Raw genomic sequence first — 26368 nt, 5'->3', positions numbered from 1 at the left:
TCTGGCTGCGCCGGTCAAGGGTTTGAAATCGCGATTGTTTTTCAAGAGAGCAAACGCTGATTGGCTCCCCCCTCCTGCCCAGGGGCGGAGCGCCTGGTGAGGGACAAGTTTTCGCCGCTGCGGAAAACCTGACACCTGCCTCATTTGACACTCTGCGGAAACGGAAAAAGCCGCCCGGTTTCCCGGACGGCTTTCTGATGTCTTTTCCGCGGCGAATGGGTCCGCCGCCGAGAAAGATCTTAGCGGGAGCGCTTGCGCTGCTGGCCGAGACCCATCTTCTTTGCCAGTTCCGAACGCGCCGCAGCGTAGTTCGGGGCAACCATCGGGTAATCCGGACCCAGGTCCCACTTTTCGCGGTACTCTTCCGGGGTCATGTCGTAGTGCGTACGCAGGTGACGCTTCAGCGACTTGAACTTCTTGCCGTCTTCCAGACAGATGATGTAGTCCGGCATGACAGACTTCTTGACCGGAACGGCAGGCTTCAGGGGCTCCGGCTCCGGCTCGACAACGGTACCGGAAGTCCGCTGCAGGGCGCCATAGACCTCGTTGATCAGGTTCGGCAGATCAGAAGATGCCACGGTGTTGTTGCTGACATAAGCGGAAACGATATCTGCTGTCAGATCAATAAGGTTTGCATCTACCGGACTATCAGTCATTTTTCACCCGTTCTGTAGCCATTTTTGAAATATTTTCCCATCAAGAGAGAAGAGTGGCTTCAAGGACCCGGAGCACAGTCAGGTTTACTTAGGCGCTCACGAATGGAAAGCGATTCTACTTAACGGAAACGATGGCGAACTTATATCCCTGAGCGAAACGGGCGACAACCCCTAAAAACAAAGAATTCGTTTCTGTTATCTTTGTTTCCGCTAGAAACTCTAAAAGCTCTCGCTTTCAAGCAGAATTCAGATCAATGAATTCATCAGTAATTGTGGCGAAAATCGTTCAAAACATGGCAAGGCCTACAGGAACTTCTGCCCTGTAGGCAAGTTTTGTCCCATCAGTTTTTGGGGCGCATCGCGGCTTTCAGCTCGTCGATCTTGGTGTCCGCGCAGGGACGGTAGCCAACCGCATAGGCGGCCTTTGCCAGAAGATGGGCGGAAATCGGCGCTGTCAGCAGGAAGAACACCACGCCTGCGATGGCGCGGGTCACGACGCTGAGTTCACCGGCATAGACGGCCAGCGCGAGCAGCATGACGCCGGAGCCGAGCGTTCCGGCCTTGGACGCTGCATGCATGCGCATGTAGACGTCCTTGAGGCGCAGAACCCCAACGGAAGCAACCAGAGAGAACAGGGCGCCGATAATCAGCATCAGACCCACGATGATGTCGAAGACTGCGCTCATTGTCCGGCCTTTCTGCGTTCGATGCTTTCCTTGACTTCCTGAAGGATCGTCTTGTCTCCCGCCAGTCCCCGGTTCAACACGAAGCGGGCAAAGGCGACGGTGGCCAGGAAGCCGACCAGGCCCAGCGTGATCGCGATGTCGAGATACAGGTAATAGTGGGTCAAAACGCCGATTGCGGCGATGAAGCCGATCCCGACAGCCACAAGCATGTCCAGAGCCACGATCCGGTCCGGAAGCGTCGGCCCCTTGATCGTGCGGATGACGATCAGCACGAAGGAAATCGTCAGGATCGCCAGGGAAATGTGAACACAGGCGGTCAGGAATGTGCCGGCGAAGGCCTCAAAGGCTGTCATCGGAACACCTCCAGGATCTTGCGTTCAAAACCGTTCTTGATGTCATCGATCGTTCCTTGCGGATCCGGAACGTCGATGCAGTGGACGAAGAGCGTCTTGCGGTCTTCGGAAACATCAACGGACAAGGTGCCCGGCGTCAGGGTGATCAGGTTGGCAAGCAGGGTGATTTCAAAGTCACCGGTAACCGTCAGCGGATAGGCGATGATGCCCGGCTGCAGTTCGATCTTCGGACGGATCACGATGCGTGCCACGCGCCAGGCCGACAGGACCAGTTCGTAGACGAAGAGAATGGCGAGGCTGACGACCTTGCCCGCGCGCTGGAAGGACGCAGTCGTTCCAACCTGCTCGCGGATCAGGAACAGGGCGGCCAGGGACAGGGCAAAGCCGAACGCCAGATTGACGACGGAGAAGCTGCCGGTCACCGCGGCCCAGGACAGGGCCATCAGAATGTTGATCAGGAACAAGCCGGACATTTAGGCTCCTCCAAAGACTGAGCGCAGATAGCCCATGGGCTCCACGACGCCGCTTGCACCGCGGCTGACCAGCTGGAGCATCCACTCCGGCTGCAGGCCGATGTAGATCACCAGCGCCGTCAGGATGCCGAGCGACACCCAGAGGGCCGGCGAGGACAGGGCCTTGTCCGTCGGCATCAGGGCGATGGCCGTGCCATCGGCCGTGCCTTCAGGACCGCCGCGCCAGAAGGAATAGATCCAGATGCGGCCGATGGCGATGGTGGTCAGGAAGCTGGACACGAGCAGCGCCGTTGCGACCCAGACCCGGCCAGAGCTGAGCATGGCGTCCAGCAGCATGATCTTCGGCCAGAAGCCCGAGAACGGCGGCAGGCCGGAGACGGCGAAGCCGAGGATCAGGAAGATCGCCGCAAAGGCCGGGCTGGCCGCATAAAGCCCGCCAAGATCCCGCAGACGGTAGGAACCGCCCATCAGGCGCAGAATACCGGCGGCCATGTAGAGCGCAGTCATCACGATGATGGAATGCGCGGCGTAGAAGATCGCGCCGGAAATGGCCAGCGTGGAGCCGACGGCAATACCGCCGAGCATGGAGCCGATGCCGGAGATGATCATGTAACCGAGGCTGCGCCGCACTTCGCCCTGGGACAGGGCGCCCATGGCCCCGGTCAGCATGGTGGCGATCGCCACCAGGGCAATCAGGTCGCCCAGATCGGAACGGGCAGCCGGCATGATCAGCACGAAGACGCGGATCAACGCATAGACGCCGACCTTGGTCAAAAGGCCTGCGAACAGCGCGGAGACCACGATATTCGGCGTGTGATAGGAGGCCGGGAGCCAGAAATTGACCGGGAACGCAGCAGCCTTCATGGCGAAAGCCAGGAAGTAGAGCGCTGCAATGGTCGACAGCATGCCCGCCTGATCGGCGCTGATGGCAGAGACCTTCTGGGACAGGTCCGCCATGTTCAGCGTGCCGAACAGGCCATAGAGCAGAGCGGTGGCGACCAGGAACAGGTTCGTGCCGAGCAGGTTCAGGATGCCGTATTTCACCGTGCCGTCGAGCTGGGCGCGGTCATTGCCAAGCACCAGGAGGCCGTAGGAGGAAATCAGCAGAACTTCGAACCAGACATAGAGGTTGAAGATATCGCCGGTCAGGAACGCGCCCGACACACCGGTCATCATCAGCAGCAGGAACGGATAGAAGCCGTAGCGCCGCCCCGTGCCATCCACGGAGACTGAGGCATAAAGACCCGTGCAGAAGGCAACGATGGAGGCCACCAGAGACAGCCCTGCCCCCAGCGCATCCACCGTGAAGGCAATGCCGAAGGGCGGCAGCCAGTTGCCCATGACCATGGTCAGGACGCCCCGGTCGATCACCCGGGCAAGCAGAGCCACATTGGCCAGAACGAGAAGCGCGAGGAACCCGATGCCGATCTTCGGCTGCAGGCTCATATTCTTGCGGGTCATCAGACACAGGGTGCCGCCAAGGATCGTCAGGATCGACGGCGCGATCACCACCCAGTCACCCAGGGTGACAGGCGTGGTGTTCATGGACTGGGCCACAAGTTCGGGATTGAGAGAAACACCGGCCATGGTGGTCAGTATCCTTGCGGGGGAGCAGGTTCGTCGACGGGTTCGGCGACGCGCATTTCATTGGCGTCATCCGTTCCCAGCTCCTGATAGGCCCGGAAGGCCAGCACCAGGAGGAAGGCGAAGAAGGAGAAGGAAATCACGATGGCCGTCAGAACCAGAGCCTGGGGCAGCGGGTTCGCGGTCTCGACCAGCAGGTGATAGGAATCCTCCGGGATCAGGGGCGGCACCTCACGGGTCAGCCGGCCCGACGTGAAGATCAGGAGGTTGACCGCATTGCCCAGGATCGCGATGCCCAGCAGGATGCGCACGAGCTGCCGCGACAGCATCAGATAGACGGATACGGCGAAGAACAGGCCGATCAGGACCGAAAGACCGGTTTCCATCAGTCGCTCTCCCTTTCTTCCAGAGCCAGTGCGATGGAGGCAATCGCGCCCACCACGACGAGATAGACACCGATGTCAAAGACCATCGGGGTGGACAGGTCCACCTCTACGTCGAAGAACGGGAACGAGATCCACTGGCTGGTCATGTAGGACTGGTGCAGCAGCAGGGACGGCAGGCCCGCCAGTGCCGACAGGAACAGTCCGAAGGCTGAAATGCTCATCGGGTGGAACACGATGGCGCGGCGCACCGGGGCAACGCCGCAGGCGATGCCGTAGATGGCCAGCGCGGAAGCCGCGATCAGCCCGCCGATGAACCCGCCGCCCGGCTCGTTGTGCCCGCGCAGGAGCACGAAGATCGAGAACAGAACCATCAGGGCGGTCAGATAGGGCGCGACGGTGCGGAAGATGATCGTGCGCATCAGCGGCGTGCCTCCAGCTTCTTGTTGCGGGCTTCGGTACCGGCTCTCGGGGTCAAGCGGTCCTCCGGTTTGGTGCGGACGCGGATCAGCGCCAGCACGCAAAGGCCGGTCAGAACCACCACCGAGATTTCACCCAGCGTATCAAAGCCGCGGAAGTCGACGATGATCACGTTCACGATGTTGCGGCCATGGGCCACCGTGCGCGAGAACTCGGCGAAGAAGTCCGACAACCGGCTGTCGAAAGGCTGCTGGGTCACGGCCATCAGGGTCAGACCCATGCCGATGCCGACACCGGCGGCGATGATTGCGGAGATGACCGAGGCGCCGAAGGGCCGGTGATCCCGCGGATTCAGGTTCAGGCGGGTCATGACCAGAGCCAGGATCACCACAGACAGGGTTTCCACCATGAACTGGGTGAAGCTCAGGTCCGGTGCACCGAAGAGCATGAAGATCAGTGCCACGGCAAAGCCCTGGATGCCGAGCGACACAATGGCCGTCAGGCGGGTCTTGGCGACCAGCACGGCAACCAGACCGATTGCCGCGATGAACAGGATGCCCCACTCATAGAAGGTGTAGTCCGGCATTGCCGGAACCTCCGGCCAGCCGCCCGTCACATAACGCGGCAGCAGCACGGCGACGGCGGTCGCAACGAAGGTCAGCGTCATGTAGGTCTGCATCTTGCCGCCCTGCACGAAACGGGTCACCCCGTTGGAGAGCGAGACGAGACCGGCCACGAACTGGTCGAAGCCCTTGTCCGGGCCCCAGCCGATGGCCGTCAGGATGCCGCTGATCAGGTCGCGCAGACGGTTCAGCTGGAAATAGAGAAGAATGCCGAGCGCGAAGGTGCCAAGGGACACAAACAGCGGCGCGGCAATATGGGCCGGGATCAGATGCAGTTCGGTCTCGGCCGGCTGGCCCGTGATCGAGGACAGCATCGGACCGATGAACAGCGTGCCGGTCGCATGGGTCATAACCGCCGCCACCAGACCGGTGAGGGACAGGACCACCGGGCCGGCAAAGAGCATCACCGGTCCTTCATGGGCATGCTTGGGTGTTTCCACCTTGGCCCCGAGGAACGGCTTGATGGCTACAGCTGCCGCAATCACCAGCATCAGGGCATTGCCGAGAACCGCGGTGGCGGTGATCAGCAGGGCGCCGGACCCGGCCTCCAGCGTGCCTTCATAAAGCACTTCCTTGGCGATGAAGCCGATGAAGGGGAAGAAGCCGCACATGGAGAAGGCCGCAAGGCAGGCCGCCGTGAAGGTGACCGGCATGGCGCCTTTCAGCCCGCCGAGGCGGGTGATGTCGCGGGTTCCGGCCTCGTGGTCCACCGTACCGGCGACCATGAACAGCGCGCCCTTGAACAGGGAGTGGGCCAGAAGATAGAGCACCGCCCCTTCCAGCGCCTTTTCGACGCTGGTGCCCACCAGCATGACCAGAAGGCCGAGGGAGGCAACAGTGGTGTAGGCGAGCATCAGCTTCAGATCGGTCTGGCGCACCGCCAGCAGGGTTCCGACCAGCAGCGTCACGCCGCCGAAGAGCGGCAGGACGGTGGTCCAGAGCGCTGTATCTCCCAGAAGCGGATGCATGCGCATCAGGAGGTAGACGCCGGCCTTGACCATGGTGGCCGAATGCAGGAACGCGGACACGGGCGTCGGCGCTTCCATGGCGTTGGGCAGCCAGAAATGGAACGGGAACTGGGCCGACTTGGTGAAGGCACCGCCGAGAACCAGCAGGAAGATCGGCAGATACCAGCCGCTGTTCTTGATGATGTCCGGGTTCTGCAGCAGAACCGACATCTCGATTTCCTTGGTCACGCCGATGATCAGCACGAAGCCGGCCAAAAGCGCCAGCCCGCCGCCGCCGGTGACCACCAGCGCCTGCAGCGCCGCCCGGCGCGAGGCAGCCCTGAGGTGATCGAAGCCGATCAGCAGGAAGGACGTGATCGAGGTCAGTTCCCAGAAAATGAAGAGCGTGATCAGGTTGTTGCCGGTCACGAGGCCCATCATGGCGCCCATGAACAGGAACAGGAACGAGAAGAAGCGTCCCTGTTGCGGATGTCCCTTCAGATAGCCGCCCGCATAAAGAATGATGAAAGTGCCGATGCCGGAAATCAGCAAGGCAAACAGCGTCGACAAGCCGTCCACGAAAAAGGACAGATTGATGCCGTAGCTCGGCGCCCATTCGCGCGAGATCACGAAGGTCTGGCCTTCGGACACGGCGGCAACGAAGCCTGCGAAATGGAAGAAGATGAAGGCAGGCACCAGTGCCAGCAGCCAGGCTGCATTGTGCTTGAGCACCTTGGTGGCAATGGGCGCGACGGCCGCGGCGGCGAAAGGCGCCAGGATGGCCAGGATGGTGGTGTCTATCGCAGCAGTCGTCATGCGGGCTCTGTCACTTTTTCCGGAAGGGACTGGACGGACGGCGGGTGGAATCGGCGCCCCTGCGCCAACCAGCTAACGGCACTTGTCATAGTTTGCACCTTGATGGCACGCAAGCGTTAGGAAACAGTTTCGGAGCCAGAAAAAACAAGGAAAAGAGGCCTCCCGCCACTATTGATGAGCCACTAGACTTGGAAAAACTGCACAATATTGCGCCCCTCCCCGCCCCACTTGGGAGCTGAGGCCCGGCTTTTCAATAGTCCGTGAGTCATTCCCCCTTCCCCACCCGCAGCCCCGCACCCGCACTGCACAATCAGGCAGAAGGAGTTCCTTGATCCCGGCTTTCCGCGCGTTTTCTTCTTGGGGAGTGACAGGGAAATACTGTCAGATGGCCGAACTGCGGCAAGAGTGGGTCAAAAGGGCGCAGGGGGATAAGACCCGAAATGCCAGGACGCACTCCCTCACCCCAACCCTCTCCCTGAAGGGAGAGGGAGCAGGCTGCGGCAAGGAGCAAGGCAGTGCCTATTTCCGACTCTTCGGACAGCTTTTCCCCTCCCCGCGGAAAACCTCTCCACTACCTCTCCCAAGCCTGGGAGAGGTCGACGCGAAGCGGCGGGTGAGGGTTGGCAGGCTGTGCCTGTCTCTCAACGCGTTGTGCCGGAAATCCCCTCCCCTCCGTCCTGCCATGGCTTGACCCCATGCCGTGACCTTCCGGCAAACCGGGGCATTTCTATATGGAGAGGTCACGGAGTGGATTGCAGCATCGAGTGCTGCAATGACGAAAGAGGAGAGGCTGATGAGGCAAATCTCTGCCCTGCGGAAGAGAGCGAGGCACGGGCTCACAACGCGGTCATCCCGCGCTCGATGCGGGATCCAATCCACTTCACGGGACTGGCCAAAGGGAAGATGCGGATCGCAGGATGGAGCAAAGCAAAGCCCCCAGGTGCAGCCGGAAGGGCGAGTGGATCCCCGGTCGAGCCGGGGATGACCGGGGGAAGATCTGAGCGCGCGCCCTCACCCCAACCCTCTCCCTGAAGGGAGAGGGAGCAGGCTGCGGCAAGGCGTGAGACAGTGCCTATTTCCGACTCTTCGGACAGCTTTTCCCCTCCCCGCGAAAACCCTCACCGCCCCCTCTCCCAAGCCTGGGAGAGGTCGGCGCGCAGCGGCGGGTGAGGGGTGTCAGCCCTCCAAAACCACTTTCTCCAGTTTGCCCAGGGTCTGCTGGCCCAGAGCTTCTGCACCGAAGCCCTTGGCGGTCTGGAACTCGGCTTCCGTTGTGAAGACGATGGCGAGCGTGACGCGGGTTGCGCCGTTCCTGTCCTCGAAGGAAGCCCAGGCATCGGCGTGTTTCGGTCCGTTCTCGCCCCAAAGCAGCGTGTAGCCGAACCGTTCTTCCGGCACGATGTCGTGGTAGAGATGATGGTTCGGGAAAACCCTGCCGTCCGGCGCGATCATGTCGAAAACCCATTCGCCGCCGGAGCGCAGATCGATCCGGGAGGTGCGGCAGGAAAATCCGTCCGGTCCCCACCATTTGGGCAGGGTTTCCGGGTTCATCCACGCAGCCCAAACCAGGGAGCGCGGCGCCTTGATCTCCCGCTGCAGCACCATGGTGCGCGTGGCAACACCCGACAGATTGTCGAGCCCGGAGCCAAAGCCCTGCCGGTACCCCTCTTCCATTCCCTCGCCCAGCGCCGAGAGCTGAACGGTCAGCGTCAGCTGGCTTCCGGATCCGCTTTTCGCAAATGCCGCCGTCACCAGAGCTGCGGACAAGGTCTGCCCTTCGCAGGAGATCACCTCGTAATTGATGCTGCGCTCGCCCTCGGCAAGGAACAGCCAGCCGTTTTCGCAGCGGATGTCCGGCTCCCCCTCGACCTTGCACAGGGAAACCTCCCGGCCGCCAACCCTTGTATCTGCCTCAAGGATCTCCACGGTCACGGAAGGGTCTGGAGAGGCCCAAAGGGCCCGGGCTGCGGGGGCCGTGCAGGCCTGCCAGAGAACGCTCACGGGCGCGGCGATCTTCCGCTCGAATGTCAGGGTCGCAAACCGGGTTTCTGCCGGGTCCTTCGTCATTTTTCCTTGTCCTCCATCAGGGTCATTACCAAGGCATCCAGCCGGTCCAGCCGCGCCTCCCAGATCTGCCGCTGCTCATCCAGCCAGTTGCGCACGGGGGCCATCGCCTCGGGCACGATCGCGCAGGTCCTGATCCGGCCATCCTTGGCCGACGTGATCAGCCCCGCCTCCTCCAGCACGGCCAGATGGCGCATGACCGTGGGCAGACGCAGGCCGGTCGGCTCTGCAAGTTCACCAACGGGCGCCGCCCCCCCGGCCAGCCGGGTCAGGATCGCCCGCCGGGTCGGATCGGAAAGCGCGTGAAAGAGCAGCGAAAGGTCAGGATCATGCTTAGCCATGTGACAAACTATTCAGAGGCTGCCGGAAGAAACAAGAAAAACTTAGACAGATTGCTAAGTTTCTACCTCCCGTCTTCGTCACGTCCTCCGCTCCAAAGCGTGATGCCCCGCAGAGCGCGTGCTCTCTTGCTCAAGCGGGAGCCCCGGCCTATCTGTGGTGCCAGAGTTTCACTGACATGAGGAGCCCGCCATGGTTGATGCTGCGGCAAAGGACGGCAAACTGATCAAGAGCCTGGACGACTGGCGCGACCAGTTGACGGCGGAGCAGTTCTACATCACCCGCCAGCACGGCACGGAACGGCCCTTCACCGGCCCCTACTGGAATTCCTTCGAGCCGGGCCGCTATGATTGCGTGTGCTGCGATCAACCGCTCTTTCTGTCCGACACCAAATTCGATGCCGGTTGCGGCTGGCCGAGTTTCTTCAAGGCAGTAACCCCTGACGCGATCACCGAGATCGAGGACCGCTCCCACGGCATGGTGCGCACGGAAATCCGCTGTTCCAAGTGTGAGGCCCATCTGGGCCACGTCTTCCCGGACGGCCCGCCGCCCACGGGCCTGCGCTACTGCCTGAACGGCCACGCCATGGCCTTCGTGCCGCTGGACGAGCGGTAACATCCCGTTTCAAGAACAGCAAAAGGGCCGGAGGGTGTGTCTCCGGCCCTTGTCTGGTGAAGACTTCCGGTCAAAGGGGGCGTTTTAGACCGGTAATCATGGACTTCACCAGATCCTCGCCATGCTCCAGGCTGGCGACGAGGACGCCCAGTACATGTAGCCCGACAAGAACGAGAACCAGGTTCGCCAGCACCTCATGCAGTCCTGAGACCCAGTCGACACCCCAGAAGGCATCGGTCGTCTGCAGGTAGCCGGTAAGTGCCGTCCCTGACAGGACCAGGATCAGCGCGACGATCATGGCAGCCCCGGCCGGATTGTGACCGAGATGCCGGCTTGCCCGGCGGCTGGCGATATCGCGCAGATAGCCAAGGGTGGTGCCGGGGCCACGCACAAAGCTCGTGAACCGGGCGAAACGGCTGCCGATCACACCCCAGACCAGGCGGAAGGCAAGGAGACCGACAATCACATAGCCAACCGGCTCATGCACTTTCTGGATTTCGTCCCCGGTCAGCCAGGCGATGGCAACAAGGGCAACCAGCGACCAGTGGAAGATCCGCACCAGCGGATCCCACACCCGGACCATGCCCCCGGCAGGTGCCGGGGAGACGGTCCCGTCTGCCCCGGCCAGCGGCATCCCGCCGCCCGCCGGAGACATTTCCGGAGCGCTGGTCATCAGTCGTCCTTGTCGGAGCTGAGGATTTCGCCGGTCACCGGATGAACAAGCTGCTCAACCTTGGCGCCCTTGGCATCGATGGCATAAACTTCATAGACGCCGTCTTCTTCCTTCACTTTGCGCACATCATAGCCTTCGGCGGTGAACTTGGCCTTGATGGCATCGGTGGTCATCCACTGGTCGCGCGGAGCGTCGATCTTGAAATCCTTGCCGGAGGCAAAAGCGGTGCCTGCTGCTGCGAGGGAAAGGGCAAGGGCGGTGGCGGCAATCAGCTTCTTCATGGTTCCAGTTTCCTTATCATTAGCCTGCCGCTTCTTTGTCTTCAGCAGCGGGGCTCGTTGGTGACGAAACCTGTTTCGCACACTGGCCCTGACACCCCGCTTGTGGCCTTTGTCAGGCTTTTGTCAGCTTGTCCGCGGTAGTAAGAAGGATCATGATTTTTTCGCCCGCCCTCCTTGCCCCAGTTTCAGTCCGGCCCCGCCGGAAGACGCTTTCTGCGTGTCTTCTGCTCGCCGTCGCGATGCTGGGACAGGGAATGCAGATGGCGAAGGCCGATGATGACGACCACGAGCGCGCCCGCCGGGCAGTCGAGACGGAACAGGTCCGGCCCCTGGCGGAAATTCTGGCCAAGGTTCGCCCTTCCCTTCCCGGCCGGATCATCGGCACGGAATTCGAGGAAGATGACGGCCGCTACATCTACGAGTTCAAGGTCATTTCGCCCAACGGCCGCCTGCGCGAACTGCATGTGGATGCCACCAGCGGCGAAATCCTGTCCGAGGAGGATGACTGATGCGGGTGCTTGTTGCCGAGGATGAACCGCGCATCCGCGAAGACGTTGCCACCACGCTCCGGGCCGCCGGCTATATGGTGGAGACCTCGGAAGACGGGGAAGACACCTGGTTTTTGGGCGACACGGAAGACTATGACCTGATCGTGCTGGACCTCGGCCTGCCGCAGCTCGATGGCCTGTCCGTGCTCAAGCGCTGGCGGGCAGCCGGACGCCTGATGCCCGTGCTGATCCTGACGGCGAGAGGCTCCTGGCCGGAACGGGTCGAGGGTATTGATGCAGGTGCCGACGACTATCTGCCCAAGCCCTTCCGGATGGAGGAGCTGACGGCCCGCGCCCGTGCCCTGATCCGCAGGTCGGCCGGTCTTGCCAGCCCGATGATCGAGATTGGCCCGCTGAGCCTTGATGTGCGCCAGATGCGCCTGACCCGTAACGGCGTGCCGATCAGCCTGACACCCCTGGAATACCGCCTGACCTCCTATCTGATGCATCACAAGGACAGGACCGTGCCGCCGGTCGAGCTGCTGGAGCATCTTTACGGCGACGACGATGCCCGCGACCCAAATGCACTGGAGGCCGTGCTGACCCGCCTCAGGAAAAAGCTTGGTCCGGACACGATCGAGACCCGGCGCGGCTTCGGCTATCAGATGTCCGGCGCCGCCGGATGAAGGGCCGCTCGCTCCGCCTGCGCCTGCTTCTGGCGGGCGCTGTTTCCACTGTGCTTGCCCTCGCCCTGTCGGGAGCGGGCCTGACCCTGCTCTTCTCCCGCCATGTGGAGCAGCGCGAGGAGGCGGAACTGGCCATTCTTCTGGACCAGCTCGCGGGCAACCTGGAATGGAACCCGGCAACAGCGACCCTGTCCCTGCCCCGCCCGCCCGGCGACCCTCGTTTCGACACGCCGCTTTCGGGCCGCTACTGGCAGGTGGAGGCTGGCGGCAAGACCCTGCGCTCCCGCTCGCTCTGGGACGGTGTCTTGCCGATGCCGGACGATAGTCTGGCGGATGGTGCCATCCACCGGCATTCGGGCAAGGGCCCTTCCGGAGAAGACCTTCTCATTCTGGAGCGGGGCATCACCCTGCCCCGCAGCATGGGCAGCGAAAAGGCCGAGATCGCGGCGGCCGTCAGCCTTGCCGATGTTCAGGCCGCCTCACGGGACTTTGCCATCGGCCTTCTGCCCTATCTGACACTTCTGACCCTGTTCCTGACGGGAGCTGCCTATGTGCAGGTGACCGTCGGTCTCAGCCCGCTGCGCCGGATACGCTCCGGGCTTCAGGCCATTCACGCCAGCCCGTCAGAGCGGCTCGGCGATGATTTTCCGGCCGAAATCCAGCCAATCGCCAGCGAGGTCGATGCGCTTCTGGCAGCCCGCGAAGACCAGATCGGCAAGGCACGGGCGCGCGCCGCCGACCTTGCCCACGGCCTCAAGACCCCCTTGCAGGTGCTGGCTGGCGATGTGGCGCGGCTGCGGAGCCTTGGACAGGATGCCATCGCTGGCGACATTGAGTCCCTCGCCGACGGCATGCGCCGTCATGTGGACCGGGAGCTGGCCCGCGCCCGCATGGCCGCGGCAAGCAGCAATGCGCGGGCGAATGTGGCTGCAGCCGTGGCACAGGTTTCCAGCGTGGTTCAGCGCACTCCGCAGGGACAGGCCCTCACCTGGAACATTGGCCTGCCGGACGCTTTGCAAGCGGCCATCGACCCGGATGATCTGTCCGAGATCCTCGGCAATCTCATCGAAAATGGCTCCCGCCATGCCTGCAGCCGGATCACGGTGTCGGCAGAGGGCTCCGGTGACACCATCAGCCTAATGATCCGGGATGACGGTCCGGGCATCGAGGCGGAAAAACTCGGCCAGATCCTGAAACGCGGCACCCGTCTGGATGAGACCCCCGGCGGCACCGGCCTCGGCCTTGCCATCGTTCAGGACATTCTGAACGCCTGGGCTGGATCGCTGGAGATCACCTCCAGCGCAGGCGGAACTTGTGTGAAGGTGACCTTGCTGCGGGGGTGACCGATGGAGAGGCAACGCCCTGCCCTCATCCGCAAGGCTGGCATTCTCGCCCCTTGCGGGAAGGCTATCGCATATGACACCAAGGTCCCCTATGCGGGATAGCCATGACGCTTTTCGAGCGTGCAGCCCATCCTTCGAGACGCAGCCTTGCTGCTCCTCAGGATGAGGTTATCGTACTGAAAACGCGTAGGAAAATGATCTGTCGCGAATATTCCCCTCATCCTGAGGAGCCTGGCAACCGCCAGGCGTCTCGAAGGATGGGCCACTTGCAGAAACTTCATTTATCAACGGAGACCGGCTTCCAGCGTTCCGTTGCCCGCAAGGGGGAGAATGATATCTGCCGAGCGTTTGGCCATCCCCCAAAGCAATTCAAATGGCAAAACAAGAGATCACACCTTGCCGCAGCAGGTTCCCTCTCCGTTCAGGGAGAGGGTTAGGGTGAGGGCAAATCAGCCCCGTTCAGCCGTCATTCCGGCTGCAGCGATGCTCTCGCGGGTCTCCAGGATGCGCCCGATGTTGTCCTCGATCCAGATGACGAGGTCGCGAACCTTCAGGGCGGCTTCTTCTCCAAGTGGGGTCAGGGAATATTCCACGTGGGGCGGAACGACCGGGAAGGACTGGCGCAGGACGAACCCGTCCGCCTCCAGCGTCTGCAGGGTCTGAGCCAGCATCTTCTCGCTGACACCGCCGACCTTGCGCCGAAGCTCGGAAAACCGGTGCGTGTGCTCCAGCAGCGCGATCAGCACCAGCACGCCCCAGCGGCTCATCAGATGGCTGAGAATTTCCCGGGAGGGGCAGCGCTCGTTCAGCACTTCGCCACGCTTCAAAATTCCTTCGAGCGTGAGATCTCGTTCCGGAACGGCAGAAACCTCAGTATTTGCGCGGCTTTGCGACTGTGCACTCATGACGCTCTCCAACTTTTTTCAAACTTACCTTTTTGTATGTACTTACCAAAAGAAAGTTTGCAAGACATATCTCACTGCATCGACGGACCCCACATTAGGAGATCGACAATGATTGCAGTGACCGGTGCGAATGGCCAACTGGGCCGCCTTGTTCTTGAAGCCCTGACCGCCAAGGGCGCAACCTCTGTCCGCGCCCTCGTGCGCAGCCCGGAAAAGGCGCAGGACCTTGCCAGCAGCACGGTTTCGCTGGCCGAAGCCGACTACACCAAGCCGGACACGCTCGCCAAAGCCCTTGCAGGCGTCGAGCGTCTGCTGCTGATTTCCAGCAATGAAATCGGCCAGCGCACCACCCAGCATCTGGCCGTCATAGACGCTGCCAAGGCCGCCGGTGTGAAGCTGATCGCCTACACCAGCCTGCTGCATGCGGACACGTCCAAGATGGCGCTGGCACCGGAGCACAAGGCAACTGAAGAAGCGCTTGCGGCCTCGGGCATTTCCTATGTGCTGCTGCGCAACGGCTGGTATCTGGAGAATTTCGATGCTGCCCTGGCCTCCGGCCTGGAGCATGGCGCCATTGCCGGTGCCGCTGGAGAAGGCAAGATCGCAGCCGCCTCCCGCAAGGACTACGCGGAAGCCGCCGCTGCGGTTCTTCTTGGCGCGGACACTTCCAGCCGGACCTATGAACTGGCGGGCAGCCCGGCCTTCACCTTGAGCGAACTGGCGGCAAGCCTGTCTGAAGCCTCCGGCAAGGAGATCCCCTATCACGACATGCCGGAAGCCGATTACGCCAAGCTTCTGACCCAGGTCGGCCTGCCGGAAGCCTTTGCCGGCGTTCTGGCCGACAGCGACGCCAATGCTGCCAAGGGATCGCTCTACGAGACGTCTGACGATCTGGAACAGCTGACCGGCCGCAAGAGCCTGTCCTACAAGGAATACGTCCGGAGCTTCCTGGCCCGTTGATCCTGTCTTTCCCGGCAAGTCACGCGACAAGCCGGTGAAGCGAGCGTGCAGGCCCCGCCCCCGGGGCCTGCATGTGTTTTTGCCTCAGCCGCTCTTGCGCCGCAGGATGCCGAGGAAGAAAACGCCGCCCAGAAAACCGGTGACGATGCCGACCGGAATGTCTTCCGGTGCCAGCAGCGACCGGGCGGCCAGATCGGCCCAGATCATGATCAGGGCACCGGCCAACAGCGAGGCGGGAAGCACACGGCGGTAGCTCCCTCCCACAATCCGCCGGACGATATGCGGCACCATCAGGCCGACAAAGCCGATGATGCCCGAAAAGGAAACCATGACCCCGGTGATCAGCGAGCAGACGACAAAGATCGTCAGCCGGAACCGCGTCACGGCAATTCCAAGGGTCGCGGCTGTTTCGTCGCCGATAGTCATGGCGTTGAGGTCTTCCGCCCTCGCGATGAGATAGGGGATCGTCAGTGCCAGCACGCCCGCCGGGAAGATCAGGTGGCTCCATTGGGCCAGCCCCAGACCGCCCAGCATCCAGAAGATCACCGTATGGGTCGCCCGCGGATCGCCCATGAAGATCAGCATGTTGCCAAAGGACATGAGAATGAAGGAGACGGCCACCCCGGCCAGAACCAGCTTGTCCGCGCTGGTGGCCCCGGTCAGCCGCGTCACCGCCAGCACCATGACGGTTGCAACCAGCGCTCCGGCAAAGGCCATGACCGGCACTGTCAGCAGCCCCAGGAAAAGACCGGTGTGCAACAGCGCCGTGATCGCCCCGCAAGCCCCGCCTGCGGAAATGCCCAGAAGATGCGGATCAGCCAGAGGATTGCGGGTCACCGCCTGAAGTGCCGCACCGACGGCCGCAAGACCGGCACCGACACAGGCGGCCAGGATCGCTCTTGGAATGCGGATATCCCAGACGATGGCCTCCCGCCCGGCAGACCAGACCGGCTCCACCGTTCCCGGCAAAAGCTTGTTGGCCAGAATGCTGGCCACATGACCGACCGGCACCGGAACTGAGCCGGTGCCGACAGCAACCAGGAAAGACAGGACCAGAAGAAGGAGCCCCCCAAGCACGACAAGCCGGAAGCGCCCCTGCCCGGCAGAGGCGCGTACCGTTTGCGCCGGAGTGTCCTTCGGCTGCGCAACCGGCAGGCCAAACGGGGCTTTCATCCCGTCAGGTGCGTCCCGCTCTTCGCGCTCAAGTGCCTGTCCTGCCGTCCGGTCCAGCATGGGTCACTGCCCCCAGAAGGCGGAAGCGAGGGTCTTGACCGCTTCGATGTTGCGCGGGCCGGGCGTCGCCTGGACATAGTCCAGCGTGACGAAACGGTTGTTCTTCACCGCGTTGATCTTCGCCAGAGCCGGGTTGCTGCGCATGAAGTTACGCTTCTGTTCGGCGGTGACATTGCCGTAGTTGACGATGACGACCACGTCCGGGTTCTTTTCGACGACGGTTTCCCAATCGATGGTGGCCCAGCTCTTTTCAAAATCATCCAGTACATTCACGCCGCCAGCCGCTTCGATGAGCGCGGTCGGCATGGCATAGCGGCCAGCCGTGAAAGGTTTTTCCTCGCCGCTGTCATAGACAAAGACCTTCAGCGGCTCGCTTGTAGTTTTCAGCGTGGCTCGGAACTCTTCCAGTTCCTGGCGGTATCCGGCCACCAGCGCTTCTGCCTTGTCCTCCACATCAAAGATACGGCCGAGGTTCAGGAGGTCATTATACATGTCCTCCATGGTGACCTTGGGCTTGCCACCGATGTGGATGCAAGATTCCGTCAGCTCATAGACCTTGATGCCGAAAGGCTCGAGGGTCTCCGGCGTCACTTCCCCGCCCACCTTCATGCCGTAGTTCCAGCCGGCGAAATAGAAGTCCGCATCCGCGCCGATCAGCACTTCCTTGCTCGGGTATTTCTCCGAGAGTTCCGGCAGCTCGGCGATGCCCTCGCGCATTTTCTCGTCCAGGGTCTTCCAGCCGGAAATGCCGGTATAGCCAACCATCCGGTCGCGCAGCCCAAGCACCAGCATCATCTCGGTCAGGTTCACGTCGTTGGAGACGGCAGCCTTGGGCGGATGATCGAAGGTGACATCCCGGTTGCAGCTTTTCACCGTGGTTTCAGCCAGAGCAGGCGAAACGGAAAGCAGCAGGGCAAGGGCAGTCAAAAGGCGTTTCATGGGATCGGATCCGGTTCAAAGAGGAAGTGAAAAGGTGAGATGCGGACGGCCGCTGGGCTGCAGCTCTTCCCGGTGGCAGACAACGCCGAAGGCGGCGTCCACGTGATGTGGCGTGATAACCTCCGCAGGCGGCCCATAGGCCAGCGCCCGGCCCGAAGACAGGATCAGCACCTGATCGCACAGGCTCGCCGCCATGTTGAGGTCATGCAGGCTGGTGACGATGGTCACTGGCAGCGTGCGCACCAGCTCCAGGATTTCGAGCTGATGGCGGATGTCGAGGTGGTTGGTCGGCTCGTCCAGAACCAGCAGCGTCGGCTCCTGGGCAAGAGCCCGGGCCACCATGACCCGCTGGCGCTCGCCGCCCGAAAGCGTACCGAACCGGCGGCTGGACATGCCCTGAAGTTGCATGTCGGACAGGGCCTTGGCGACAATCTCCTGATCCCGGCCCGAGGGCGAGGCAAGGCCGGAGAGATGCGGACGGCGGCCAAGGGCAACAATCTCGCGCACGCTCAAGGCGAAATCCGTCGGCTGTTCCTGAAGCACGGCCGCCACCTTGCGGGCGGTCTGACGGGCGCTCATCTTCCAGAGATCGTCCCCATCCAGAAGAATGCGGCCGGTGCGCGGCTTCAAGTAACGGTAGATCAGACGCAAAAGGGTGGACTTGCCCGCGCCGTTGGCCCCGACAACCCCGAGACAGGCGCCCGGCTCCAGCGCAAGACTGACCGGATGCAGCAAGGTCAAGGACCGGCTGGGACCCCAGCTTACCTCTTCGATGTTCAGCCTCGCAGCACTCATTTGCCGCCCTCTCCTGCCTGTTTTCTTCTTCCCAGCGCCAATGGCTTGCAGTTTGTAGCCATTGGCCTGTGGCCGGGGCACTTGCCCCGATGTCTCTGACGGCCGTCGACCGTGAGAAATTTGTTATGTTATTACGTTACAAAACTCAAGCCGTATTGTCCGCCTTCAGATCAAAAGGCGGAAGACCGGCTGCAGGCTGCGAGCACGAGCCCAGACTGACGAAGAGCTGCCGTAGTCCGTTTCAGGACCGGCCAGGCCTCCAGCCGGACACTTGCGCGCACAGACTAGGCTGCGAGCAGAAGCGCACAGGAAGCCGCAAACGGGCCTGACGGGCCAGCTGCGGAAACCGTCCGGAAACCGGACTTCAAGTGGGGGAAATCAAATGCCATCTCTGTCAGCTCCTCCGGGACACCCCGCCCGGGTTGAGGGTGAAAGTCAGATGGCAGGTCTCCTGACTTGCGGGTCGCTGCATCCCTGAGCCTTCCCGGATCGCTCCAGTGGCCGTCTTCAGGTTTGCTCGCCGCCTACAGTTGCGGGGGCAGTCACGGACTCGGCGCCTGTTGGCTACACCTTACCGTGTTCCCTTTTCATCCCGGTCCAAGCCTTGGCCCCGGGAACCATCAATCACAGTTGCTAAAGCTGAAAGGAAGGAGTGTCAACCGCAGCCGGTAAAGACCTCCCAAATGCAAAAGGCCGCCCCAAGAGGGACGGCCTCCAGCGAGATTGAAAGAGTTGATGATCAGGCAGCGCGCACCGTTTCGAGAAACTCGCTCAGCTTCACTTCAAGTTCGGTGGCCTGTCTGGCAAGTTCTGCGGATGCGGACTGAACCTGAGACGCGGCAGCGCCCGTTTCACCGGCTGCCTGACTCACGCCGGTGATGTTGGAAGAGACTTCGGTCGTCCCTTGCGCTGCTTCCTGCACATTTCTTGCGATCTCATTGTTGGCGGATGCCTGTTCCTCAATGGCAGCAGCAACCATTCCCGAGATCTCGTTCATCCGCATGATGGTCTGGGTGATGTTTTCAATCCGTCCAACCGACGCCTGGGTAGATGACTGCATGGCGGAAATCTGCGCCGCAATCTCATCGGTTGCCTTGGCGGTCTGGCTGGCCAGCGCCTTCACTTCCGAGGCCACGACGGCAAAGCCTTTGCCTGCCTCTCCCGCACGGGCCGCTTCAATGGTCGCATTGAGAGCCAGCAGATTGGTCTGGTTCGCAATCTCCTGGATCATCTGAACCACGTTGCCGATCCTTTCTGCGCCTTCGGACAGACTGTTGACCGCAACATTGGCCTGATCGGCTTCCTCGACTGCCTGGCGGCTGATGACGGAAGATTCAGAGACCTGCCGGTTGATCTCCTCGACGGAGGCGGACATTTCTTCGGTGGCAGAGGCAACGGCCTGCACATTGGCGGATGCCTGCTCAGCCGCGGCAGCCACTGCCGAGGCTTGATGGGTCGTCTCTTCCGCAGCCCCCGCCATTGTCGTAGAGGTCTGGTTCAGCTCCCGTGCCGAATAGGAGACGCTTTCGATGATGCTGCCGACCGCCTGCTTGAAGTCGTCCGCGAGGCTGTTCATCATCGCCCGCTTCTCGATCTCAGCCCGAGCCTTTGCCTGTTCCTGCTCCTGACGCAAACGATTGGCTTCACTCATGTTCTCTTTGAAGACACCAAGCGCACGCGCCATGTCACCCAGTTCGTCCTTGCGCTCGCCTCCCTGTACCTGAACGGTCAGATCCTGATTGGCAAGACGGGACATGACCCCGCACATGGCCGTCAGCGGCGTCGAGATGCCACGGGCCGCCAACCAGCCAAGGGCGGTCGCGATTGCGAGGATCAGAGCACCGGTCAGGATCATCGTATTGCGCAAGGCGTGGACCGGCCCCAGGATTTCAGCCATGTCCTTTTCGCCGAGGACAGCCCATTTGACGCCCTCGAACTCAAGCAGGCTTACAGCAGAGAGAACCTCAACCCCACGGTAATCCTGCCCCTCGACAAGCGTGTTGCCACCCGAGAACGCCACATTCACGGCGTCCGTATCCACTTTGCGAGACAAGATGGTGCTCTCGGTGGAGAAACGGGAATCGCTGCGCATCAAGCGGTCTTCACCGACAAGATAGGTTTCCCCAGTTTCTCCCATGCCGACGTTGGACTGCATGATCTCATTGATACGGCCGACAGGCATCTGGAAGGCAAGAACACCAATGAGCTTGCCACCATCAAAGACCGGTGTCGCAATGAAACTCGCGGGCACACCCTTGCTCGGCGCATAGGCCTTGAAATCGTAGAAGGCGACCTGTCCCTCGGTCTCCGTCTGAGCGTCGCTGAAGACACGGCCAAGGTCTGTCGCCTTCCAGGGACCATCCTTCAGATTGGTCGCAAAGTCCTCTTCCTTGTAGACAGTGTAGACCACGTCTCCCGAGGCAGAGAGCAGGAAAACATCATAGTAGCCCTTGGTCTCAAGCAGAGACCGGAACCAGGGATGAAACTTGGCGTGAACATCGTTATAGGCGCTTTCCGCCTTTGCACGTTCAAGCTTCAGCTTCTCGCCCTCGGGAAAGGGGCTCTCGTAGATATACTGCTGCTTCAGGTCACGGCCGGCATCCGGACCAAGTTCCGCATAGGCAGAGGAAAACGCCTTCACGGCGTCCTTCACATCCAAAGACGCAGATGTAACTCTGAGATCTTCCACAATGCCGCTGAGATAGCTCTTCAGGGCCACGGCACGGCTATCGGTGAGAGAAGTCAGCTGGTCTCCGCTCAGCTCGCGCATGTCAGCGCTGGACTGATATATACTAAGAGTGGTGACAGAAATAATGGATAGCAGAGCTGCGGAACAGACCAACAGGGGGATCTTCGCTGCGATCTTGATATCGGAGAACTTCATTCTCTCAACCCTTCCTCAATTTGAGGATGTAATCGCGCTCCTGGATTTAAAAATGCCTTAACTTCACCATTTACTCAAAGGCAGCCTCCCTAAATGAAAAATGTAAACGCTTGAGTTTTCAAATCTCCACCATTTCCCTACAGGCCATCTTTCATAGGTAATTTGCCCGAATTTTACCCTTATTACGTGTTGTTTTCGATTGAAGATTCGCGCAATAATTGAATTTATTCTAATCATTTACCAAAGAACGCCTTTGGCATTTTTTGAATTTTCTTTTTCTAAAAACCCGCCGCGCACTCCTCGTTTCAACGCAAGAGACACACTACCCCACCAAAGACCACCTGAAGTTATTTAAATAAAACCACACGGAACCATCTCCCCAATCGCGCAATATCAAGTTGCTTGATCACCTGAAGAAAATGCAAACCTACCCGGAAAAAGGGATGGTTGTTCCGGCTCGTCGGAAACTCCACCAAAGGGATACCTACCGGGATGCACAGCCTCGCCCGCAGCCCAGCCGTGCGCACAAGCAAGACACGTCTTCTTGGTAGACTTGGACACAGGAATGCTGCCTAGTGTCCCGGTCCATTTCGGGAGTCCCTTCCTTGTCCTCTGCCGCTCACCCCACTGCCCCCAACCAGGTTGACGGGCCTCGGGCCTGGTTCCGTCTTGCTGTCTGCATTCTGCTCAGCACGCTGGGTGGCGCGGGCATGTGGGCGGTGGTGGTGGTGCTGCCTGCGGTGCAGAGCGAATTCGGCATCGACCGGGGCGACGCCTCCCTGCCCTATACGCTGACCATGATCGGCTTCGGCCTCGGAAACTATCTGATCGGCCGGCTGGTGGACCGGGCCGGGGTGCTGCTGCCGGTTATCGGATCAGCGCTGGCGTTGGCGGCCGGCTTCTCCCTGGCAGCGCTGTCCAGCAATATCCTGCTCTTCTCGCTGGCGCAGGGTCTCTTCATCGGCACAGGAACAGCCGCGACCTTCGGTCCGCTTCTGGCGGACCTCTCCCACTGGTTCGAGAAACGCCGCGGAATTGCCGTCGCAGCTGCTGCCAGCGGCAATTATCTGGCAGGCATCCTGTGGCCGACCCTGATCAAATGGTCGCTGGCCAGCACCGATTGGCGGGCCACCTATTTTCTGATTGCCGCGATCATTCTTGTTGCCATGGTGCCGCTGGCATTGCTGCTGCGCCAATCGCCGCCGGAACGGGCTGTTCACGCCCCCGCCTCCCTGAATGGCTCAGGCAATGGTCCCGGCAAGCCTGTCCTGTCGCCGACCGTGCTTCAGTGGCTGCTGTTTCTCGCGGGGCTTGGCTGCTGCGTGGCCATGTCCATGCCGCAGGTTCACATCGTCGCCTATTGCGTCGACCTTGGATATGGTGTCGCCCGCGGTGCGGACATGCTGGCGCTAATGGTGGCGGGCGGCGTCGTCAGCCGCCTTCTCTCCGGAGTGCTGGCAGATGCCATCGGCGGCGTGCGCACCCTGCTTCTGGGCTCACTTGCCCAATGCGCTGCCCTGTTCCTTTACCTGCCCTTCGATGGGCTGGCTTCGCTCTATCTCGTCTCGCTGGTCTTCGGCCTGTCACAGGGCGGCATTGTGCCGAGCTATGCCATCGTGGTGCGCGAATATCTGCCCGCCCATGAGGCAGGCCAGCGCATCGGCCTCGTCATTGCCGCAACCATCCTGGGCATGGCGCTCGGCGGCTGGCTGTCCGGATGGATCTACGACCTCACCGGTTCCTATCAGGCCGCATTCCTCAATGGGATTGCCTGGAACCTGATGAACATCGCCATCATCGTGTTTGTGCTGCTGCGGGGGAAGCAGCGCAAAGAGGTGTTTGCTTAGGGGTCGAGCCCATCCGGGAGTATGCGGAACCTCTGCGCGCAGGACGGGACAAAAATCCTTTCACCTCTTGAAAAATTCTGCAAATAATTAGCCGTCAAATCTTATTGACGCTTCCTCCCACTCAGGACCTGCCCCTGATTTCTCCCTTTCAGAACGAATACCGAAGGTGGCTGGTTCGAAAAAATCGAGACATTCCGATGAAGATGACCTGCAAAATGCTCCGCAACACATCTCTCGCGATCAGCCTGCTTCTGGCTCCTGCCCATATGGCATTCGCGGCCGATGTGGATCCGCTCAATCCGGGTGCGACCACCAGCGAACTGTCTCATCAGGCGCCCATTCACTGGGTCAGTGTGGAGCAGGTCGCCAAGAGCTTTGAAGGTCAGCCGCCGATGACCATCGGCTTTGACGTGGACGACACGGTTCTCTTCTCCAGCCCCTGCTTCTACTACGGCCAGAACAAGTACTCCCCGGGCAAGTTCGACTATCTGAAGAACATCGATTTCTGGACCGACATCAACGCCAATTGCGGCCCCTACTCCATTCCGAAGGAAGTCGCAGCCAAGCTGATCAAGATGCACACGGACCGGGGCGACACCATCTTCTTCATCACCGGGCGCACCGCCAGCGAAGGTGAAAAGCTGACCGAGACCATCCAGACGGCCTTTGGTCTGGAGAAGATCAATCCGGTTGTGTTCACCGCAGGCAGCGAAAGCAAGACCGCCTTCATGAAGGAACACGCAATCAAGGTCTATTACGGTGATGCAGACGGCGACATGCGGCAGGCCCTGGAGATCGGCGCCCGCCCGATCCGCGTCATGCGCGCCTCCAACTCCACCTACAAGCCGATGCCGAAGAACGGCTCTTTCGGTGAAGAAGTGATCATCGATTCCGATTACTGATTTGCGGAATACAGGCAGGCGGCGAAAGCCGCCTGCTTGCCCCTTGCCGCACCGTCGAAAAAACCCTAACTCGGGGTGTATGATGACAAAGCTCACTCCCCCCAGCGCCGAGGCGCGTCCACTCCTCCTTGAAACCCATGGCAAGACCCGTCAGGACGATTACGCCTGGCTGAGGGCCGAGAACTGGCAGGAGGTCATGCGCGACGGGCGCGAGGCCCTCAGCCCGGACATCGCAGCCTATCTGGATGCGGAAAACGCCTATCAGGAAGCCATTATGGCCCCGACCGGCGCGCTGCAGGAGACGCTCTTTGCCGAGATGCGCGGCCGTATCAAGGAAGACGACAGCTCCGTGCCGTCACCGGACGGCGACTATCTCTACGGCCTGAAATATGTCACCGGCGGCCAGCATCCGAAATTCACCCGCTCCAGACGGGACGGCTCGGGCGAGGAAGTGCTGCTGGACGGCGACAAGGAAGCTGCCGGCAAGGCCTATTTCAAGTTCGGCGGCGCGGGCCATTCGGACGACCACAGGCTGCTGGCCTGGGGCTATGACGACAAGGGCTCGGAATATTACACCGTCCGCATCCGCGATCTGGCGACCGGAGAAGACAGCGCCACGCGCATCGAGGACACCGGCGGCGGCGGGGTGTTTTCCGCCTGTGGCAAGTATCTCTTCTATGTGCGTCTGGACGCCAACCACCGCCCGTCCAAACTGTTCCGCCACGAGATCGGCACCGATCCGGCAGCGGACGTCCTCGTCTATGAGGAGAAGGATCCGGGCTTCTTCATGGGCATCGGCCGGACCCAGTCGGGCAACACGCTGCTGATCGATATCCATGACCACGAGACCTCGGAAGTCTGGACCATTCCCGCCGATCAGCCCTTGGCCGCCCCGAAGCTGGTCGCCCCGCGCGAGACCGGCATCGAATATTCGATCGAGGACAATGGCGGCCTCTATTACATCCTCACCAATGCCGGGGATGCGGAAGACTTCAAGATCGTCACCGCGCCAAAATCTGCGCCGTCCAGGGACAACTGGACGGATCTGGTGCCGCACACGCCGGGCCGCCTGATCCTGTCTCATGTGGTCTACAAGAGCTTCATGGCTCGTCTGGAACGGGACAACGGCCTGCCGCGCATTGTCATCCGGCGCCTGGCAGACAACATCGAACACGCCATCGCCTTTGATGAGGAAGCCTATTCGCTGGGCCTGTCCGATGGCTACGAGTTCGACACCCGAACCATCCGCTTCACCTATTCGTCCATGACCACCCCTGCCCAGGTCTATGACTATGACGTGGAGACTCGGGAGCGGACCCTGCGCAAGGAGCAGGAAGTCCCGTCCGGACATGATGCAGGGCTCTATGTCACCCGCCGCCTTCAGGCCCCTGCCGGCGACGGCGAGACCGTGCCTGTGTCGCTGATCTACCGCAAGGACACACCGCTGGACGGCTCCGCCCCCTGCCTGCTCTATGGCTATGGCTCCTACGGCATTTCCATTCCCGCCAGCTTCAACACCAATGCCCTGTCGCTGGTGGACCGGGGCTTCGTCTATGCCATTGCCCATATCCGCGGCGGCAAGGACAAGGGCTTCCGCTGGTACAAGAACGGCCGCCGCAAGGACAAGAAGAACACCTTCACCGATTTCATCGCGGCAGCCCGCCATCTGGTGGCGGAGAAATTCACCGCTCACGACCGCATAGTCGCCCAGGGCGGCTCTGCGGGCGGCATGCTGATGGGCGCGGTTTCCAACATGGCGCCGGACGCCTTTGCCGGGATCATCGCCGAGGTGCCTTTCGTCGATGTTCTGGCCACCATGCTGGACGACACCCTGCCGCTGACCCCGCCGGAATGGCCGGAATGGGGTAATCCGGTCACCGATCCGGAAGCCTATGACTACATCGCCTCCTATTCGCCATACGACAATGTCGAGGCGAAGGCCTATCCGGCGATCATGGCCGTGGGCGGCCTGACCGATCCACGCGTGACCTATTGGGAGCCCGCCAAGTGGGTTGCCAAGCTGCGCGCCACCAAGACCGGCGACAGCCTGCTGATGCTGAAGACCAACATGGAAGCCGGCCACGGCGGCGCCTCGGGCCGGTTCGACCGCCTGAAGGAAGTCGCCCTGGTCCAGGCCTTCGCCCTCATGGTCACCGGCAAGGCGTAAGAACGACTGCGGAGGGGGCCTGCCCCCTCTTATCCGTCTGACAAACGGAACAAACTTCAGTCGTTTTCATTCTGCATGGCTCGACCATGGGAGCCATGCCGGTCTCTTTCCACGCTCGCCATTCCCGCAGGCTTTCACCCATGCTTTCCGCCAAAAGCTGGGAATTCCTCAATCCTCACCGTGGAAACGGCGGCGGGAAGGCATATATCAAATGCGGATGCAGGGTTGTATGGTTCCTGCGCTGAAGGCAGCCTTTATGGGCACGCCGCTGAAATCGTGGCCGGGTGAGGCCGAACGGAGAAAGAC

The 26368-nt window shown here is 61.3% G+C and carries 25 protein-coding genes and 1 riboswitch; of the genes, 8 read left to right on the top strand and 17 right to left on the bottom strand.

Annotated features, from left to right (window positions below; genetic code table 11):
- Window positions 1-239: 239 nt before the first annotated feature.
- The 10 genes from BUA94_RS05395 to BUA94_RS05350 form a co-directional block, all read right to left on the bottom strand.
- Complete coding sequence (locus BUA94_RS05395; protein ID WP_073009757.1) at window positions 240-656, bottom strand: Ros/MucR family transcriptional regulator; 417 nt, start codon at window positions 654-656, stop codon at window positions 240-242.
- Between the two features lie 341 nt (window positions 657-997).
- Window positions 998-1342 carry a monovalent cation/H(+) antiporter subunit G gene (gene mnhG / locus BUA94_RS05390; RefSeq protein WP_073009754.1) on the bottom strand — a complete coding sequence of 115 codons (345 nt, stop codon included), beginning with the start codon at window positions 1340-1342 and terminating at the stop codon, window positions 998-1000.
- On the bottom strand, window positions 1339-1695 hold the full coding sequence (locus BUA94_RS05385) for a cation:proton antiporter (RefSeq protein WP_073009751.1): 357 nt from the start codon (window positions 1693-1695) through the stop codon (window positions 1339-1341). Before BUA94_RS05385 ends, mnhG begins: the two co-directional genes overlap by 4 nt.
- The gene (locus BUA94_RS05380; protein ID WP_073009748.1) at window positions 1692-2168 is read right to left on the bottom strand and encodes a Na+/H+ antiporter subunit E; all 477 of its coding nucleotides are present in this window, start codon (window positions 2166-2168) and stop codon (window positions 1692-1694) included. The genes BUA94_RS05385 and BUA94_RS05380 overlap by 4 nt, the downstream gene beginning before the upstream one ends.
- The gene (locus BUA94_RS05375; protein ID WP_073009745.1) at window positions 2169-3755 is read right to left on the bottom strand and encodes a Na+/H+ antiporter subunit D; all 1587 of its coding nucleotides are present in this window, start codon (window positions 3753-3755) and stop codon (window positions 2169-2171) included.
- A gap of 5 nt (window positions 3756-3760) precedes the next feature.
- Complete coding sequence (locus BUA94_RS05370) at window positions 3761-4138, bottom strand: Na+/H+ antiporter subunit C (protein WP_073009742.1); 378 nt, start codon at window positions 4136-4138, stop codon at window positions 3761-3763.
- Window positions 4138-4557, bottom strand: a complete 420-nt coding sequence (locus tag BUA94_RS05365) for a Na+/H+ antiporter subunit B (protein WP_073009739.1) — start codon at window positions 4555-4557, stop codon at window positions 4138-4140. The genes BUA94_RS05370 and BUA94_RS05365 overlap by 1 nt, the downstream gene beginning before the upstream one ends.
- Window positions 4557-6941 (bottom strand): putative monovalent cation/H+ antiporter subunit A, encoded by a 2385-nt coding sequence (locus tag BUA94_RS05360; RefSeq protein WP_073009733.1) that lies wholly within the window; start codon window positions 6939-6941, stop codon window positions 4557-4559. The genes BUA94_RS05365 and BUA94_RS05360 overlap by 1 nt, the downstream gene beginning before the upstream one ends.
- Window positions 6942-8117: 1176 nt before the next feature.
- Window positions 8118-9008: an SRPBCC domain-containing protein gene (locus BUA94_RS05355; protein WP_073009730.1), complete on the bottom strand. Its 891-nt coding sequence runs from the start codon at window positions 9006-9008 to the stop codon at window positions 8118-8120.
- Window positions 9005-9346, bottom strand: a complete 342-nt coding sequence (locus BUA94_RS05350; protein WP_073009727.1) for an ArsR/SmtB family transcription factor — start codon at window positions 9344-9346, stop codon at window positions 9005-9007. Before BUA94_RS05350 ends, BUA94_RS05355 begins: the two co-directional genes overlap by 4 nt.
- A gap of 190 nt (window positions 9347-9536) precedes the next feature.
- Between BUA94_RS05350 and msrB the strand changes: the two genes are divergently transcribed.
- A complete protein-coding gene (gene msrB / locus BUA94_RS05345) occupies window positions 9537-9959 on the top strand; it encodes a peptide-methionine (R)-S-oxide reductase MsrB (protein WP_073009724.1) in 423 nt (140 codons plus the stop codon).
- Between the two features lie 70 nt (window positions 9960-10029).
- Here msrB and BUA94_RS05340 read toward each other — a convergent pair whose 3' ends face one another.
- On the bottom strand, window positions 10030-10632 hold the full coding sequence (locus BUA94_RS05340; RefSeq protein WP_139251012.1) for a cytochrome b/b6 domain-containing protein: 603 nt from the start codon (window positions 10630-10632) through the stop codon (window positions 10030-10032).
- On the bottom strand, window positions 10632-10913 hold the full coding sequence (locus BUA94_RS05335; protein WP_073009721.1) for a PepSY domain-containing protein: 282 nt from the start codon (window positions 10911-10913) through the stop codon (window positions 10632-10634). Before BUA94_RS05335 ends, BUA94_RS05340 begins: the two co-directional genes overlap by 1 nt.
- Before the next feature lie 260 nt (window positions 10914-11173).
- On the opposite strand from BUA94_RS05335, the gene BUA94_RS05330 reads away from it, so the two are divergent.
- The 3 genes from BUA94_RS05330 to BUA94_RS05320 are packed head-to-tail and all read left to right on the top strand — an operon-like array spanning window position 11174 to window position 13430.
- Window positions 11174-11422 (top strand): PepSY domain-containing protein, encoded by a 249-nt coding sequence (locus BUA94_RS05330; protein ID WP_175558000.1) that lies wholly within the window; start codon window positions 11174-11176, stop codon window positions 11420-11422.
- Window positions 11422-12087, top strand: coding sequence for a response regulator transcription factor (locus BUA94_RS05325; RefSeq protein ID WP_073009714.1), 666 nt, complete (start codon window positions 11422-11424; stop codon window positions 12085-12087). The genes BUA94_RS05330 and BUA94_RS05325 overlap by 1 nt, the downstream gene beginning before the upstream one ends.
- A complete protein-coding gene (locus tag BUA94_RS05320) occupies window positions 12084-13430 on the top strand; it encodes a sensor histidine kinase (protein WP_073009711.1) in 1347 nt (448 codons plus the stop codon). The genes BUA94_RS05325 and BUA94_RS05320 overlap by 4 nt, the downstream gene beginning before the upstream one ends.
- 449 nt (window positions 13431-13879) lie before the next feature.
- On the opposite strand, the gene BUA94_RS05315 is transcribed toward BUA94_RS05320, so the two are convergent.
- A complete protein-coding gene (locus tag BUA94_RS05315) occupies window positions 13880-14335 on the bottom strand; it encodes a winged helix-turn-helix transcriptional regulator (protein WP_084081709.1) in 456 nt (151 codons plus the stop codon).
- 108 nt (window positions 14336-14443) lie between these two features.
- Here BUA94_RS05315 and BUA94_RS05310 point away from each other — a divergent pair, with 108 nt between their 5' ends.
- Complete coding sequence (locus tag BUA94_RS05310) at window positions 14444-15295, top strand: SDR family oxidoreductase (RefSeq protein WP_073009708.1); 852 nt, start codon at window positions 14444-14446, stop codon at window positions 15293-15295.
- A gap of 84 nt (window positions 15296-15379) precedes the next feature.
- On the opposite strand, the gene BUA94_RS05305 is transcribed toward BUA94_RS05310, so the two are convergent.
- The 4 genes from BUA94_RS05305 to BUA94_RS05290 form a co-directional block, all read right to left on the bottom strand.
- Window positions 15380-16528 (bottom strand): FecCD family ABC transporter permease, encoded by a 1149-nt coding sequence (locus BUA94_RS05305; RefSeq protein WP_235860446.1) that lies wholly within the window; start codon window positions 16526-16528, stop codon window positions 15380-15382.
- A gap of 3 nt (window positions 16529-16531) precedes the next feature.
- On the bottom strand, window positions 16532-17467 hold the full coding sequence (locus BUA94_RS05300) for an ABC transporter substrate-binding protein (RefSeq protein WP_073009705.1): 936 nt from the start codon (window positions 17465-17467) through the stop codon (window positions 16532-16534).
- A 15-nt stretch (window positions 17468-17482) separates the two neighbouring features.
- Entirely contained in the window at window positions 17483-18262 is a 780-nt protein-coding gene (locus BUA94_RS05295; RefSeq protein ID WP_073009701.1) for an ABC transporter ATP-binding protein, read from the bottom strand.
- 424 nt (window positions 18263-18686) lie between these two features.
- A riboswitch (cobalamin riboswitch) is annotated at window positions 18687-18899 on the bottom strand.
- 102 nt (window positions 18900-19001) lie between these two features.
- A complete protein-coding gene (locus BUA94_RS05290) occupies window positions 19002-21146 on the bottom strand; it encodes a methyl-accepting chemotaxis protein (protein WP_073009698.1) in 2145 nt (714 codons plus the stop codon).
- 605 nt (window positions 21147-21751) lie between these two features.
- Between BUA94_RS05290 and BUA94_RS05285 the strand changes: the two genes are divergently transcribed.
- The 3 genes from BUA94_RS05285 to BUA94_RS05275 all read left to right on the top strand — a co-directional run bounded on the left by BUA94_RS05285 (window position 21752) and on the right by BUA94_RS05275 (window position 26062).
- The gene (locus BUA94_RS05285; protein WP_073010973.1) at window positions 21752-22993 is read left to right on the top strand and encodes an MFS transporter; all 1242 of its coding nucleotides are present in this window, start codon (window positions 21752-21754) and stop codon (window positions 22991-22993) included.
- A gap of 215 nt (window positions 22994-23208) precedes the next feature.
- Window positions 23209-23895: an acid phosphatase AphA gene (aphA, locus tag BUA94_RS05280; RefSeq protein WP_073010970.1), complete on the top strand. Its 687-nt coding sequence runs from the start codon at window positions 23209-23211 to the stop codon at window positions 23893-23895.
- Window positions 23896-23977: 82 nt separating this feature from the next.
- Window positions 23978-26062, top strand: a complete 2085-nt coding sequence (locus BUA94_RS05275) for a S9 family peptidase (RefSeq protein WP_073010967.1) — start codon at window positions 23978-23980, stop codon at window positions 26060-26062.
- The last annotated feature ends 306 nt before the right edge of the window (window positions 26063-26368 follow it).

Origin of the sequence: Roseibium suaedae (genome assembly GCF_900142725.1) — a bacterium.
Classification (GTDB): domain Bacteria; phylum Pseudomonadota; class Alphaproteobacteria; order Rhizobiales; family Stappiaceae; genus Roseibium; species Roseibium suaedae.
Note: the sequence above shows the minus strand (reverse complement) of the source record. Positions and strands in the feature narration are given on the sequence as shown.

Excerpts from the sequence above, each read along its gene's own strand:
- BUA94_RS05395 (WP_073009757.1), bottom strand. The coding sequence starts at position 656 with ATGACTGATAGTCCGGTAGATGCAAACCTTATTGATCTGACAGCAGAT.
- mnhG (WP_073009754.1), bottom strand. The coding sequence starts at position 1,342 with ATGAGCGCAGTCTTCGACATCATCGTGGGTCTGATGCTGATTATCGGC.
- BUA94_RS05385 (WP_073009751.1), bottom strand. The coding sequence starts at position 1,695 with ATGACAGCCTTTGAGGCCTTCGCCGGCACATTCCTGACCGCCTGTGTT.
- BUA94_RS05380 (WP_073009748.1), bottom strand. The coding sequence starts at position 2,168 with ATGTCCGGCTTGTTCCTGATCAACATTCTGATGGCCCTGTCCTGGGCC.
- BUA94_RS05375 (WP_073009745.1), bottom strand. The coding sequence starts at position 3,755 with ATGGCCGGTGTTTCTCTCAATCCCGAACTTGTGGCCCAGTCCATGAAC.
- BUA94_RS05370 (WP_073009742.1), bottom strand. The coding sequence starts at position 4,138 with ATGGAAACCGGTCTTTCGGTCCTGATCGGCCTGTTCTTCGCCGTATCC.
- BUA94_RS05365 (WP_073009739.1), bottom strand. The coding sequence starts at position 4,557 with ATGCGCACGATCATCTTCCGCACCGTCGCGCCCTATCTGACCGCCCTG.
- BUA94_RS05360 (WP_073009733.1), bottom strand. The coding sequence starts at position 6,941 with ATGACGACTGCTGCGATAGACACCACCATCCTGGCCATCCTGGCGCCT.
- BUA94_RS05355 (WP_073009730.1), bottom strand. The coding sequence starts at position 9,008 with ATGACGAAGGACCCGGCAGAAACCCGGTTTGCGACCCTGACATTCGAG.
- BUA94_RS05350 (WP_073009727.1), bottom strand. The coding sequence starts at position 9,346 with ATGGCTAAGCATGATCCTGACCTTTCGCTGCTCTTTCACGCGCTTTCC.
- msrB (WP_073009724.1), top strand. The coding sequence starts at position 9,537 with ATGGTTGATGCTGCGGCAAAGGACGGCAAACTGATCAAGAGCCTGGAC.
- BUA94_RS05340 (WP_139251012.1), bottom strand. The coding sequence starts at position 10,632 with ATGACCAGCGCTCCGGAAATGTCTCCGGCGGGCGGCGGGATGCCGCTG.
- BUA94_RS05335 (WP_073009721.1), bottom strand. The coding sequence starts at position 10,913 with ATGAAGAAGCTGATTGCCGCCACCGCCCTTGCCCTTTCCCTCGCAGCA.
- BUA94_RS05330 (WP_175558000.1), top strand. The coding sequence starts at position 11,174 with ATGGCGAAGGCCGATGATGACGACCACGAGCGCGCCCGCCGGGCAGTC.
- BUA94_RS05325 (WP_073009714.1), top strand. The coding sequence starts at position 11,422 with ATGCGGGTGCTTGTTGCCGAGGATGAACCGCGCATCCGCGAAGACGTT.
- BUA94_RS05320 (WP_073009711.1), top strand. The coding sequence starts at position 12,084 with ATGAAGGGCCGCTCGCTCCGCCTGCGCCTGCTTCTGGCGGGCGCTGTT.
- BUA94_RS05315 (WP_084081709.1), bottom strand. The coding sequence starts at position 14,335 with ATGAGTGCACAGTCGCAAAGCCGCGCAAATACTGAGGTTTCTGCCGTT.
- BUA94_RS05310 (WP_073009708.1), top strand. The coding sequence starts at position 14,444 with ATGATTGCAGTGACCGGTGCGAATGGCCAACTGGGCCGCCTTGTTCTT.
- BUA94_RS05305 (WP_235860446.1), bottom strand. The coding sequence starts at position 16,528 with ATGCTGGACCGGACGGCAGGACAGGCACTTGAGCGCGAAGAGCGGGAC.
- BUA94_RS05300 (WP_073009705.1), bottom strand. The coding sequence starts at position 17,467 with ATGAAACGCCTTTTGACTGCCCTTGCCCTGCTGCTTTCCGTTTCGCCT.
- BUA94_RS05295 (WP_073009701.1), bottom strand. The coding sequence starts at position 18,262 with ATGAGTGCTGCGAGGCTGAACATCGAAGAGGTAAGCTGGGGTCCCAGC.
- BUA94_RS05290 (WP_073009698.1), bottom strand. The coding sequence starts at position 21,146 with ATGAAGTTCTCCGATATCAAGATCGCAGCGAAGATCCCCCTGTTGGTC.
- aphA (WP_073010970.1), top strand. The coding sequence starts at position 23,209 with ATGCTCCGCAACACATCTCTCGCGATCAGCCTGCTTCTGGCTCCTGCC.
- BUA94_RS05275 (WP_073010967.1), top strand. The coding sequence starts at position 23,978 with ATGACAAAGCTCACTCCCCCCAGCGCCGAGGCGCGTCCACTCCTCCTT.